We start from the raw sequence: 13,057 nt of genomic DNA, 5'->3' as shown, positions 1-13,057 counted from the left end.
TGCGATTCAACTTGTGTCTTTTGCCTCGATTGAAGCGAGCGGCAAGATGGCGGTCAGTGCGAATCCCGCACCGGGTTCGGTACTGATGCGGATCTCTCCGCCCAGCAGCGCGGCCCGCTCGCGCATGCCCAGCAGCCCGAACGAATGCCGTCCCTTGGGTTTGTCGGTCGGCGCGCCGCGGCCGTTGTCGACGATGCGCACGATGCAATGCGGATCGGCGCGCACGATGTCCAATACGACTTCGGTCGCGCCCGAATGCCGCGCAACGTTCGTCAACGCTTCCTGCACCATCCGAAACATACCGATTCGGCACTCGCGATTGAACGCGATCGCATCGGGATCGATATGGCGAATGACGCGGATGCGATAGCGTCCGGAAAACTCGTCGATCAGATGATCGATTGCCGGAATAAGCCCCAAATCGTCGAGCATGACCGGATGCAGGTCGGCTGCGATATGCCGTATCGATTCGACGAGATCGTCGATCATCGTGTACATGCCGTTCAGGGCGCCTTGGGGCGGCCACGGCCGATCGGCGCGTCCGCCGTGCTCCAACATCGACGTTGCCATCTTGAGCGCCGTCAGTTGCTGACCTAGATCGTCATGGAGCTCGCGGGCGATACGCGCCTTTTCTTCTTCTCTGACGCGCAGGATATGCGCCGACAAACGCCGCATCTCTTCGCGTGAAGTGCGAAGCGCTTCTTCGTCGAACTTGCGATCGTTGATGTCCAAGATCCAGCCGACCATCCGATAGGGCACGCCGGCTTCGTTCCACTGCGCTTGGCCACGAGAATGCACCCAACGCAAATCGCCCGACTTCGTGCGCACCCGATACTGGACGTCGTAGGTCTGGCGATGCTCGAGGTGAGACTTCAACAACGCTGTCACCCGCTCGAAGTCTCGCGTGTCTATCGCGTCGAAGTGCGCATGACGCTCGTTGGGCAGTTCGTTGTCCTCGTAGCCCATGATGCGCTTGAAATGCGGTGAAAAATAAATCTCGTCGGTCTGCGGGTTCCAATCCCAGAGGCCCGCCATCGCGCCGCTGACGGCAAGCTGGAATCGTTCTTCGCTTGCGCTCAGCGCGGCGCGGTAGCCTTCGATCGACAGTTCGAACGGCGCGAGCACTTCGTTGAAGAACGCCGTCGACGCTTCCATGAAGCGCGGCCGGTCGTTGGATGTGGCCGGCAGCACGAGCGTATCGAGCGCGGCGCGTTGCAAGGCCGCCATATCGAGCAAGCCGAGCCCGTCGATCATCGCGCGCCGGCCCAACTCGTACGCGTGGGCGAGCCCCGCCTCGCTTTCGTCTTCGAGGTAGGTGCGAAGACCGGAAAGGTAGTCCGCGCGCAGCGCGCCGAGCCGCATGGTCATGGTGGGGCTCCGAGATAGCGGGCGACCACGACGTGCGCATCGTCCGTGCCTTTCCCATACCTGAGCAGAATCGATTCGGCGATCTCCTGAACGCTGAATTGCGTGATGATTCCTGAAGTAAACGTGCTTCGAATGCCGTCGGTGGCCATCACGAGCAGGTCGCCTCGCGACAAGGGATGCCGCTCGGCGCGCAGCGATGGCAATCGATAACCGACTACGCCGCCGCGGGTCGAAATCGCCGCGTTCCGCGACGACGCGTTCCGGTCCGCGCGGATCAGCACACTGTCGACGTTGCCGACGCCGGTCCATGTCATCGACGCGTCGCGCGCGTCGAACCATGCCACGCTCATCACGGCGCCGCGCGTTCTACGCATGGCTTCATGGCATTGCTGCACGAGCGCGACGATCGATGCATTCGCGTGCGCTTCGATGACCGGCATCGCCGCGGACGCCGCCGCGGCTGCCTCGAAGCCGTGCCCGAGGCCGTCGAGCAGCGCAACGAGCGCGCCGTCGTCCTGTTCGACGACGGCATGCATGTCGCCCGAATATTGCTCGAGTGCACGTCCGGCCCAGCCCCACTCGATCACGGAGGTTCGAGGCGGCGGCGCGGCGGGGGCTGTCATCGCAACCACCTCTTCATGCGGATCGTGGTGCCTTTGCCCACGATGGACGTGAGCTCGAACTCGTCCATGATCCGCTTCGTGCCCGGCAGGCCCACGCCGAGGCTCTTGGCCGTGGAATAGCCGTCGCGCATGGCGAGTTCGATGTCGGGAATGCCCGGCCCTTCGTCTTCGGCAACGATTAGGATACCTACACGTATCCCGTCGTTGACTTGGCACATGATGACCACCCCGCGGTGGGCATAGCTGATGATGTTGCGCGCGATCTCGGAGATCGCCAGTGCGATGATCGTGCGGTCCGTGTTCGAAAACCCTGTCTCGGCCGCCAATTCGCGCCCCTTTTGGCGAGCGAGGACGACGTCGGTCTCGCGCTCGATGGGCACGCGAATTTCAGCCGGCATGGCCAAGGCTCCCGCTTACGGTATTGCGCAGGTAATCCATGCCTTCTTCGAGATCGAGCGCGGTCGCCACGCCGTCGAGCGTCAGACCGAGCTGCACCATGGCGAAGGCCACTTCGGGCTGAATGCCGACGACGACGGTCGTTGCCCCTCGCAGCTTGGCGACATAGGCGATGCCGCGCAGCGTCCGCGTGGCGAAGGAATCGAGCACGTCGAGCGCCGTGACGTCGATGACGACGCCCTTGGTCCTGTATCGTCCAACCTTGTCGGCGAAGTCCTCGCGTAGTTGTACGAGGTCTTGATCCGAGAGGGCCGATTGGATCGATGCGATGAGCACATCGCTTAGCTTGAGGATGGGAACGGCCACGGTCTCAATTCACTCCGTTGATGCGAGCTTCGTTCGGCTCGCCTTGCACGACGCGATAGCCGAGATTGCGCTCGGCCAGTTCGATGCCGCCTTGCAGATCGCTCACGGTATCGAGGCCGCCGAGTTCGATGCCGAGCGAAACGAGCGACTGCGCAACCGGCGCCGTAATCCCGGTCACGATGACCTTCGCGCCCATCAGGCGTGCGGCGGTGACCGTCTGCAGGATGTGGTTGGCGACGCGGGAGTCGATCGTCGCGACGCCCGTGATGTCCATCACGACCATTCTTGCCCGATTCGCTCGTATCGCTTCCAGCAGGCTTTCGGTGATGAGGCGCGCGCGGTAGGTATCGATGACGCCGATGATCGGCAACAGAAGCAGACGGTCGCGCAATTGCAGCACGGGTGTCGACAGTTCCCTGATCGATTCCTGCTGTTGCCGAATGACGCGCTCGCGCTCGAAGACGAGCACTTCGACGATCAGCCCGAGATCGAAGAACGCGACCTTCTTCAACGACATGAATGCGTCGAAGGCATCGGTCGGCGAACGATCGGCGTGCCGCATGACCTGCGTGCCGATGTGCTTGAGCAGATTGAGGAACGCGCCTAGGAAGATGCGCATGTCGAGTCCCGCGGCGGCATAGAGCAAGCCCAGCTCGATGCGCTGCTCGACGTAGTGCGTGCCGTAGTCGCCCGAGACTAGGCCGCGCAGGTGTTCGATCTTGAGGTGTCGCGCCTTTTCGGCAAGCGCACGATTTTCGACGAGCGCGCGCGCTTCGTCCAGGCTTGCCAGATGATCGAAGAAGGCATTCGCGTAATCGTCGATCCGATGCAGCACCACGTCTCTGATCGTCGCGATTCGCGTCAAGTCGGCCGGCGTTAGGCCGACAATTTGCTTACGGCGCTCGATTGCCCCGCCGTTGAGTCCCATCTGATGCATCAACGCCAGCGATTCGCGTTGCTCAAACTGCTCTGCCATGCGCGCCTCCTCGGTTGCTGTCCGGTCGACTGGACCCGACACCGGACATCGGATTCGGGAATACGACACGGCAGTCCGGCGCTGGTCAGCGTGTCGGCAGGTCACCGCGGCACCGCATCGCGGCGGCACCGTGTGCATCGCAAGTTCGTCTCGTCTTATTGCGGCAATGACTGTGGCATCTGACTATGTTCTAGCGCATCGAGCCTATTGAAGACCGATAATAGAACGGCATTTGTCTAAAGTATAAGACGCGCTCGGCGAACTGGCAAAGCCATGCGGGCAATCGAAACGTCGTGCGCGGGCTGCATGCGAGTTCAGCGCTGCCGTGAAGGCGCGGGTGCCGTCGATTCGCGCACGACGAGCTCCGGCGCGCGCACGACATAGACATCTTGCGCCGGCGTGCCGCCTTCCACCATCTCCAGCGCGAGCGCGACCGAGCGCGCGGCGATGTCCGCGGTCGGAAGCCGCACCGTTGTCAATGCCGGGCGGAATTGATGGGCAAGAGCGATATCGGTCAAACCCATCACCGACAAATCGTCGGGCACACGCTTGCCCAGGTCGGCGGCCGCTTGCATGGCGCCAATTGCCATCAAGTCGTTCGTCGCGAAGATCGACGTCATTGCAGGCTTGGCCCGCAGCAGGCCCGCCGCGGCCTCATATCCGCTTTCGATCGAATCGTGTGCTCGGACGATGAAGAGCGATTTCTCCGAATGGCCGTGGGCGGCGAGCGCCGCGGCGAAGCCGTCGAGGCGGATCGTTTGCGGTCCACCCGAACCGCCACCGAAAATCACGCCGAACTTGCGGTGGCCGAGGCCCGACAGATGCGCCGCCGCGAGCGCACCCGCTGCCGCGAAGTCGGTCGTCACGCAGGGCAGGGCGCGCGACGCCTGCACGTGTTCCCACATGCACAGCACGACTGCGACGCCCTTGCTCGCGATGCCCGCCAATTCGCCTTCGCCGAGGTCGGTATTCATCACGATGACACCCGATGCCAGCGAACCGGCAATTTGTTCGAGGTAAGCGCGCGTGATGGCGGGATCGTCGTCGGTATTGCAGACGAGCAGGAAATACCCGCGCTTGCGCGCTTCGCGCTCGGCCGCGAGCACGAACTCGGGATAGAACGGGTTCGCGATGTTCGAGAGCAGCAGTGCAAGCGTCGACGTGCGCCCCCGCGCGAGCGCGCGCGCCGTCAAGTTCGGCCGATAGCCGAGTTCGCGAATGGCCGCCATCACCCGTTCGACGGTTTCCGGCTTCACCTTCTGCGGATTGCGCAGCACGTTCGATACGGTCGCGCCCGTGACATTCGCGCGGCGCGCGACTTCGGCAAGTGTCACCACAAACGATTTCCCCTCCGACTTCCAAAGCGCGCCGACGCGGCAAGCGCATAGAACTGATGTTGATATTGTTCAAATGCTGGGATGGCTTCCCAGAAGTTGCACAACCCCGATCGGGCGCGCTAAGTTTCATCCCATCACGACATTGCATAAGACCGGAGACGACATGGTACGAGCATATCCCCTGTTTTGGCGACAGAAATTTAAGCGCTTAAATTCCGAGATGCATCGCACGATCCATGTGCAAGGGAGGGCATGATGGTGGCCATTTCGCTACGTCATGTTTCGAAGCAATACGGTCAGCACGCGCCCGTCCTGCGGGACGTGAACCTCGACATCGCCGAGCACGAGTTCTGTGTTTTCCTCGGGCCATCGGGTTGCGGCAAGTCGACCTTGCTGCGCATGATCGCCGGCCTCGAGGATTTGACCACGGGCGAACTCGATATAGGCGGCCAGCGAATGAACGAAACGCCGCCGGCGGAGCGCGGTGTCGCAATGGTGTTTCAGAGCTACGCGCTGTTTCCGCACATGTCGGTATTCGAGAACATGGGCTTCGGATTGCGCATCGCGGGCGTGCCGAAGGACGAAATACGCCGTCGCGTGACCGAGGCGGCGCGCGTGCTGCAACTCGATGCGCTGCTCGAGCGCAAGCCGCGACAGCTATCGGGCGGACAGCGTCAGCGTGTCGCGATCGGGCGCGCGATTGTGCGCGAACCGAAAGTGTTTCTGTTCGACGAGCCGCTCTCGAACCTCGATGCGGCGTTGCGCGGACAAACCCGCATCGAGATCGCTCGGCTGCACAGCCGCTTCCGTGAAGCCAGTTCGGTCTACGTGACGCACGACCAAGTCGAGGCGATGACGTTGGCCGACAAGATCGTGCTGCTGCGTTCAGGCGACGACGTCGCAAGCATGGGCAGCATTGCACAGGTCGGTGCTCCGCTCGATCTTTACCATCGGCCCGCGAGTTTGTTCGTCGCCGGGTTCATCGGCTCGCCGCGGATGAATTTTCTGCCGGCGACGATCGAATCGATCCGTGACGGCTCGATCGGATTGCGATTGACCGACAGCGGCGAGCAACTCGTCCTGCCCGGACGCTCGTTGAAACAACGTCTTCCGGCGATCGGCGAGCACGTCACGCTCGGGATTCGCCCCGAGCATCTTTCGGCCACTGCCGAAGGTGACCCAGGGAAAGCCGCATCCTCGATCGTGCGGACGGTGCAGCTCGTCGAGCAACTGGGCGAAGCCGCCTACGTTCACCTTGAACAGCCGGGCGGCGCGCCGCTTTTGGCCAAGGCACAGGGCACTTCGCCGCTGCGCCCAGGCGATCGACAGGCATTCCGTTTATCCGACGATGCGTGGCACTTGTTCGACGAGCGAGGCAACGCCGTTGCATTCGATCGAGATCGAGAAGCGGAAATATTCGTGGCGGCGTAAGCGGTCGATCGACAACCCACGCAGTAGACAGTCGGCATGCCGACAACCAAGACCAACGAAAGGAGACAGAGATGAAACTACCCGTTCGCATGCTCGCGCTGACTTGCATGACTTGTGCGACATTTGCCGCGGCGTCGCCGGCGCTGGCCGGAACGCTGAACATCACGGTATCCGCGCGCGGCAATCAGCGCGCCACGTGGCAAAACGCATTCGACGAATTCAAGAAAGCCAATCCGGACGTCGACCTAAAAATCAGCTACGTCGGGGAAGAGGCCTACAAGGTGCAGATGTCAGGCTGGCTCGCGACCGATCCACCTGACATCCTGAGCTGGCACAACGGCGAGCGCATGGCGTATTTCGCGAAGCGCGGCTTGCTCGCGGATTTGACTAGCGATTGGCAAAAGAACGGCTGGAATCAGACGTTTGCTTCGGTGAAAACGTCGTCCACCTATGCGGGCAAGCAATACAGTTTGCCGCTCGGCACCGACGCCTATGGCTTCTTCTATCGTAAGGATCTGTTTCAGAAGGTGGGGATCGCGTCGGAGCCGACGAGCTGGACGCAATTTCTCGACGACTGCAAGAAGCTGAAAGCGGCCGGCATCGCGCCGATCGCGGTTCCCGCACGCGATGCGTGGACGTTGGCGGCATGGTTCGACTATTTCGACTTGCGCATCAACGGCTATCAATTTCATCAGCAGTTGATGGCCGGTGACATCGCCTATACGGATCCGCGCGTGAAGCGCGTGTACGAAGCGTGGAAGACGCTGATCGACGATAAATACTTCGTCGACAACGCACTGTCCTACGACGTCGATTCGATCAGCCCGCTGCTCGTGAACGGGCAGGCCGCGATGATGTTGATGGGCACGTTCTTTTCGGCGGGGCTGCCGTCGGCCACGCGCAACGAAATGGGCTACTTCCGCTTCCCGATCATCGACGCTTCGATCCCGGTTGCCGAGGACGGCCCCGTCAACGTGTTGATCATGCCGGCCAAGGCCAAGAACAAGGCCGACGCGCGGCGCTTGCTCGCCTTCATGGGCACGCCGGAGATCAACGGCGAATTGGCGAAGGGCTGGGGCACGCTGCCTTCGAACAATAAGGCGGCCGAGCCGCAAGACCCGATCTCGAAGGTCGGCTTCCATACGCTTTCGAGCACGACCGGCGGGATCGCGCAGTTCTACGACCGCGACATGACCAAGGAAATGGCCGACGAGGGCATGAAGGCGATGCAGCAGTTCTACTCCGATCCGACGCAGCTCGATTCGATCCTGCAACACCTCGAAGCCACGCGTAAACGCATCTACAAGAAGTAAGCGCGTCTGATGGGCGGGGGGCTTGGCCGCTCCCCGCCGAACTATGCCGGAGTGCCAATCCATGTCGATTTCCGTTACCCAGCGATCGTTGCGGCGTGCCTCGCGGCCGGCGGCAAAGAGGCCGATGCCGCTCGGTCAACGGCGCACGCGGGCCGCGTTGCTGTTTCTGCTGCCGGGCCTTGCGCTGTTCTCTGTCTTCGTCATTTATCCGATCGTCAGCAGCATTTGGCTCAGCTTCCATCATTGGGACGGAATGACGGCAAAGACGTTTGCCGGTCTAGCCAACTATCGTGAATTGTTCGCTTCCGATACTTTTTACGTCGCGCTGAAGAACAACCTGATCTGGCTCGTGCTGTTCTTGCTCGCGCCGCCGGCCGGCCTCGCGCTCGCGTTGTATCTGAATCAGAACGTGTTCGGCATTCGGCTCGTGAAGTCGTTATTTTTTGCGCCGTTCGTACTGCCCGGTGTTGTCGTGGGGCTCGTTTTCTCGTGGTTTTACGATCCGACGTTCGGCTTGCTGAAACTCATCGTCGGCCATGGCATTCCGGTACTCGGCGATCCTCACTATGTAACGTACGGGATCATCTTCGCTGCGCTGTGGCCGCAAATTCCGTTTTGCATGATCCTGTACTTGACCGGGCTCACGGGCATCAACCCCGAGATCATCGAGGCGGCGCGCATGGAAGGCGCGCGCGGCACGAAGCTGCTCTGGCACGTGATCCTCCCGCAACTGCGCCCGGCCACCTTCATGGCCGTCGTGCTGACCGTCATCGGCGCGCTTCGCAGCTTCGATCTCATTTCGGTGATGAGCGGAGGCGGCCCGTTCGACAGCTCGACCGTGCTCGCCTATTTCATGTACGACCAAGCGATCAAGTACTACCGCGAGGGGTATTCGGCTGCGATCGCCGTGGTGCTGTTCGCGATCATGCTCGTCTACATCGCCTGGCAACTGCGCCGCCTCGTGCGCAGCGAATCATAAGGAGTGCGAAATGTATCCGATGCCCGTTCAGCGGTGGCGGCCCGTGCCGAGAGCCCTCTACCGCCTGTCTTTGCCGATCGCGCTTTTTCTTTGGCTCGTGCCGCTGCTGGCCGTGCTCGTCACGTCGGTGCGCTCGAGCGACGAGCTTGCGGCGGGAGATTATTGGGGATGGCCCAAGCACTTCGCGCTCATCGAGAACTACGGCACGGCGCTCACGCAAACGCCGATGCTCCATTATTTTTGGAACAGTTGCCTGATCACGTTGCCGGCGGTGGCGATTTCGATTTTTCTCGCGTCGATGGCAGGACATGCGCTGGCGAACTACCGGTTTCGCGGCAACGCGGTGCTGCTCGGCTTATTCGTCGCCGGCAACTTCGTGCCGATTCAGATTCTGATGATTCCCGTGCGCGAACTGATGGCGAGTCTGAATCTCTATAACACTGTCTGGGCGCTGGTCGTGTTTCATGCGGCGTTTCAAACCGGCTTCTGCACGCTGTTCCTGCGTAACTTCATCCGCGAGCTGCCTTATGAGCTTATCGAGGCGGCGCGTATCGAAGGCGCGAGCGAATGGAAAATCTACCTGCGCGTGGTGCTGCCGCTCGTCAGGCCTGCATTGGCCGCGCTGGCCATTCTCGTCTTCACGTTCGTTTGGAACGACTACTTCTGGGCATTGTGTCTCACGCAAGGCGACGATGCGGCACCGATCACGGTTGGCGTGGCGGCACTGAGAGGGCAGTGGACGACGGCTTGGAATCTCGTTGCCGCCGGCTCGGTGTTGGCGGCGCTGCCGTCCGTGGCGATGTTCTTCGCCATGCAAAAGCATTTCGTCGCCGGGCTGACGTTCGGGGCAACGAAGGGCTGACCTCGAACCCGAGCGCATACGCAAACCTACAACCTTGAATCGCGCAATGTCATTTACTGAATCGAGACAATCTTCAATGCAGCTTGGCGTTTGTTATTACCCGGAGCATTGGCCCGAAAGCCAGTGGGAGAGCGATGCCCGGCGCATGGCTGAAATGGGCATCAAGCGCGTGCGCATTGCCGAATTCGCCTGGTCGCGCATCGAGCCCGAGCCGGGCCGCTACGATTGGGCTTGGCTCGACCGTGCAATCTCGACGTTGGGCCGTCACGAGCTCGAAGTCGTCCTCGGTACGCCGACGGCCTCCCCGCCGAAATGGCTCGTCGACGCGCACCCCGACATCCTCCCCGTCGCGAGAGACGGCAGTGTGATGCAGTTCGGCTCCCGCCGTCACTACGATATTTCGAGCCCGGTCTATAGAGAGCACTGTGTGCGCATCGTCGACGAGATGACACGACGATACGGGACGCATCCGGCGGTCGTGGCATGGCAGACCGACAACGAATTCGGCTGTCACAACACGTTGCCGAGCTACACGCAGGCCGCGCTGCTTCGCTTCCGGCGGTGGCTTGCCCGGCGTTATGAAACGATCGGCGTGCTCAATGCGGCGTGGGGCAATGTATTTTGGAGCATGGAGTACCGCAGTTTCGACGAGATCGAACTGCCGTATCGAACGCCGACCGACGCCAATCCGTCGCATGTCCTCGACTATCGGCGCTTTCAATCCGACGAGGTCGCGAGCTTCCATGCGTTGCAGGCCGATTCGATTCGACGGCACTCGCCGGAGCGCGACGTGCTGCACAACTTCATGGGCTTTTACGCGGCGTTCGATCATTACGCGTTCGCTCGGCATGGTCTCGACGTGGCGGCTTGGGACAGCTATCCCGTGCCGCGCACCGAAGTGCTGCCGCTGCCGGAAGCGGAAAAGCATCGCTGGGCCCGCACCGGGCATCCCGACGTGTCGGCGTTTAGCCACGATCTCTATCGCGGAGTCGGAAACGGGCGCATGTGGGTGATGGAACAGCAAGCGGGGCCGGTGAATTGGGCGCCGTGGAATCCTGTGCCGCTGCCGGGCATGGTTCGGCTCTGGACGTGGGAGGCGTTTGCGCACGGCGCCGAACTCGTTTCGTTTTTCCGTTGGCGCCAATGCCCCTATGCCCAGGAGCAAATGCATTCGGGCCTCAATACGCCCGACGACGAACTCTCGCCGGGCGGCGGCGAAGTCGTGCTGGTGGGCCGAGAGTTGCGGGCACTCGGGGCGTCCGCGAGTGCTGTGAGAAGCGAGCCCGCGTCAGTCGCGCTGTTGTTCGACTACGAGGCGGATTGGGTCATCGAAACGCAGCGGCATGGCGCGGATTTCGACTATCAGCACGTCGTATTCGAGTGGTACAGCAGTTTGCGTGAGCTTGGGCTCGAGGTCGACATCGTTAGCTCGCGAGGCGATGTCAGTGCCTATCGTCTCGTTTTGGCGCCGACCCTGCCGATCTTGCCGGATAGCCTGATCGAGCAGATCGAGCGCGGTGCGAATCATTGGGTGTTCGGCCCGCGCACCGGTTCGAAGTCGGAAACGCTTGCGATCGTGCCGCAGTTGCCGCCGGGCAAGCTCAAGACAGTGCTGCCGGCTCGTGTCGTCGAAGTCGAATCGCTGCGCCCGTCCATCCGGCCCACGCTGCGGATCGGCGAGGTCGAAGGTGCCGCACTGCGCTGGCGCGAACACGTGCAGCCGGGTGTCGAGACCGAGGTGACGGCCCGATTCGACGACGGCCTGCCGGCGCTGCTGCAGCGGGGGCGTGTGACGTACATGACGGCTTGCTTCGATCGTGCGCTGTTGCGGGCCGCGATTGCGAAGTGCGTTCGCGATGCCGGTATCGACTGCGCGCCGTTGCCCGAAGGCCTTCGGCTGAGCCGGCGCGGCGCGTTGCGATTCGCCATCAACTACGGCGATCGTTCGCAGAGCGTGCCGGCGCCGGCCGGCGCGCGATTCGTGCTGGGCGGTTCGGTGGTGGGGCCCATCGACGTCGCCGCGTGGATCGAGGAAGGCTGAACGGTGAATCCGCGCTTCGTCGGCCTCCTGAGAACGCCGCATTTCGTGCCGCTTGCGGTGACGACACTGATGTTGGGCGTCGCGCTGTCGTTCACGATGCCGTACCTGTCGTTGTTCGGGGTCGAGGAAGCGTCGATGTCGCCGTGGCGGCTCGGCGTCTTCATGACGGTCATCTCGGCGAGCGGCGTGTTCGCGAGTGCGGCCGTGGGGCGCTGGTCGGATCGGACGGGGCGTCCCAGGGCGTTTCTCGTCGCTTCGCTCGTTGTGGCCGTGCTGGGCTACGCGAGCTTGAGCTTTGTGCGGGGCTACGTCGAACTCTTGCTGGTCGGCGTGGCGTTGCTGGGCCCGGGCGGCGCATCGTTGTCGCAGATATTTACGTTCGGCCGCGCGGCGTTGCCCGCCGAAGACACCGCGCAGGCCGAATTCGCGTCGGCGACGCTGCGCACGCTGCTGTCCGCGGCTTGGGTGTTCGGTCCCGCCGTGGGGGCGTTGGTCTTGGCTCAAGCGGGGTTCAAGGGGCTGTTTGCATTTGCGGCCGTGAGCTTTGCCGCCAGCGCGGTGATTGCGCTGCTGATCTCGGATGCGAAAAAGGGTAGCCGCCATTCGACCTTGGCCGGGGGTGACTGCGAAACGTCGACGAAAGGCGGTGCCGATTCCGTGTCCGCTTCCGCTTCGGTGGTCGACCCGATGTCGATGACGGCGGCCCACAACGGCGCATCGAATACGGGCGCGACGCCGCAAGAAAGGCGTGCAATCCCGCGCATCTTGCTCGCGCTGACGTTGATCGGGCTCGCGGCCAACGCGACGATGATCCTGCTGCCGCTCTATCTCGTCCACGCGTTGCACGGCACCCGCTTGACCGTATCGGCAGCGCTCGGCGCCGGTGCGTTGCTCGAAATACCGATGATGCTTTGGCTCGGGGCGAAGTCGTCGCGGTTGCGTAAGCAGAATTGGCTGACCGCGTCGGCGGCGGTGCACGTGGTGTATTTCGTCGCGCTGGCGATGATCGAGCAGCCGTGGGCCGTCGTTCCGCTTCAAGTGCTTCCGGCCACGGTCATTGCGATTACGTCGTGCCTTGGCATGACTTACATCCAGGATCTTATGCCTGGGGAGACCGGCGCCGCAACTGCGCTCTTCTTCAACGCTTGGCGTATGGGGTCGATTCTCTCCGGTGTCTTGTCGGGCGTGATCGTGGGCGCATTCGGGTACCGCGTGGCGTTCTTGCTCTGTGCCGCGCTTGCCGCTTGCGCATTCGCGTTGCTTTCGTTCGACACGATGCGGATGCAACGAAGAGGACTGCGCGCCGCGGTGCGGCGCGCATAGATCCGCTTAACGTTGGCGGAATCCGTCGAGGAATGGCACCTG

The 13,057-nt window shown here is 62.4% G+C and carries 12 protein-coding genes; 6 read left to right on the top strand and 6 right to left on the bottom strand.

Annotated features, from left to right (window positions below):
* Nucleotides 1-6: 6 nt before the first annotated feature.
* The 6 genes from DWV00_RS12250 to DWV00_RS12225 form a co-directional block, all read right to left on the bottom strand.
* Nucleotides 7-1,368, bottom strand: a complete 1,362-nt coding sequence (locus tag DWV00_RS12250; RefSeq protein WP_115533820.1) for a PAS domain-containing protein — start codon at nucleotides 1,366-1,368, stop codon at nucleotides 7-9.
* Complete coding sequence (locus tag DWV00_RS12245; RefSeq protein ID WP_115533819.1) at nucleotides 1,365-1,991, bottom strand: SpoIIE family protein phosphatase; 627 nt, start codon at nucleotides 1,989-1,991, stop codon at nucleotides 1,365-1,367. The genes DWV00_RS12250 and DWV00_RS12245 overlap by 4 nt, the downstream gene beginning before the upstream one ends.
* Nucleotides 1,988-2,389, bottom strand: coding sequence for an anti-sigma regulatory factor (locus tag DWV00_RS12240; protein WP_115533818.1), 402 nt, complete (start codon nucleotides 2,387-2,389; stop codon nucleotides 1,988-1,990). The genes DWV00_RS12245 and DWV00_RS12240 overlap by 4 nt, the downstream gene beginning before the upstream one ends.
* Nucleotides 2,379-2,753, bottom strand: coding sequence for an STAS domain-containing protein (locus tag DWV00_RS12235; protein WP_115533817.1), 375 nt, complete (start codon nucleotides 2,751-2,753; stop codon nucleotides 2,379-2,381). The genes DWV00_RS12240 and DWV00_RS12235 overlap by 11 nt, the downstream gene beginning before the upstream one ends.
* Before the next feature lie 4 nt (nucleotides 2,754-2,757).
* Complete coding sequence (locus DWV00_RS34345) at nucleotides 2,758-3,729, bottom strand: protoglobin domain-containing protein (RefSeq protein ID WP_220274683.1); 972 nt, start codon at nucleotides 3,727-3,729, stop codon at nucleotides 2,758-2,760.
* Nucleotides 3,730-4,043: 314 nt separating this feature from the next.
* Nucleotides 4,044-5,066 (bottom strand): LacI family DNA-binding transcriptional regulator, encoded by a 1,023-nt coding sequence (locus DWV00_RS12225; RefSeq protein ID WP_115533815.1) that lies wholly within the window; start codon nucleotides 5,064-5,066, stop codon nucleotides 4,044-4,046.
* 255 nt (nucleotides 5,067-5,321) lie between these two features.
* On the opposite strand from DWV00_RS12225, the gene DWV00_RS12220 reads away from it, so the two are divergent.
* The 6 genes from DWV00_RS12220 (at nucleotide 5,322) to DWV00_RS12195 (ending at nucleotide 13,015) form a co-directional block, all read left to right on the top strand.
* A complete protein-coding gene (locus DWV00_RS12220) occupies nucleotides 5,322-6,497 on the top strand; it encodes an ABC transporter ATP-binding protein (RefSeq protein ID WP_115533910.1) in 1,176 nt (391 codons plus the stop codon).
* 71 nt (nucleotides 6,498-6,568) lie between these two features.
* Complete coding sequence (locus tag DWV00_RS12215) at nucleotides 6,569-7,810, top strand: ABC transporter substrate-binding protein (RefSeq protein WP_115533814.1); 1,242 nt, start codon at nucleotides 6,569-6,571, stop codon at nucleotides 7,808-7,810.
* Nucleotides 7,811-7,934: 124 nt separating this feature from the next.
* Nucleotides 7,935-8,789: a carbohydrate ABC transporter permease gene (locus DWV00_RS12210; protein ID WP_425452758.1), complete on the top strand. Its 855-nt coding sequence runs from the start codon at nucleotides 7,935-7,937 to the stop codon at nucleotides 8,787-8,789.
* Nucleotides 8,790-8,799: 10 nt separating this feature from the next.
* On the top strand, nucleotides 8,800-9,651 hold the full coding sequence (locus tag DWV00_RS12205; protein WP_115533812.1) for a carbohydrate ABC transporter permease: 852 nt from the start codon (nucleotides 8,800-8,802) through the stop codon (nucleotides 9,649-9,651).
* Nucleotides 9,652-9,727: 76 nt separating this feature from the next.
* Nucleotides 9,728-11,692, top strand: coding sequence for a beta-galactosidase (locus DWV00_RS12200; RefSeq protein ID WP_115533811.1), 1,965 nt, complete (start codon nucleotides 9,728-9,730; stop codon nucleotides 11,690-11,692).
* A gap of 3 nt (nucleotides 11,693-11,695) precedes the next feature.
* Nucleotides 11,696-13,015 carry an MFS transporter gene (locus DWV00_RS12195; protein WP_245964839.1) on the top strand — a complete coding sequence of 440 codons (1,320 nt, stop codon included), beginning with the start codon at nucleotides 11,696-11,698 and terminating at the stop codon, nucleotides 13,013-13,015.
* Nucleotides 13,016-13,057: the final 42 nt, after the last annotated feature.

The organism is Trinickia dinghuensis, assembly GCF_003367175.1.
Taxonomy (GTDB): Bacteria; Pseudomonadota; Gammaproteobacteria; order Burkholderiales; family Burkholderiaceae; genus Trinickia; species Trinickia dinghuensis.
The sequence above is the reverse complement of the archived record's forward strand: the minus strand, read 5'-3'. Positions and strand labels throughout refer to the sequence as shown.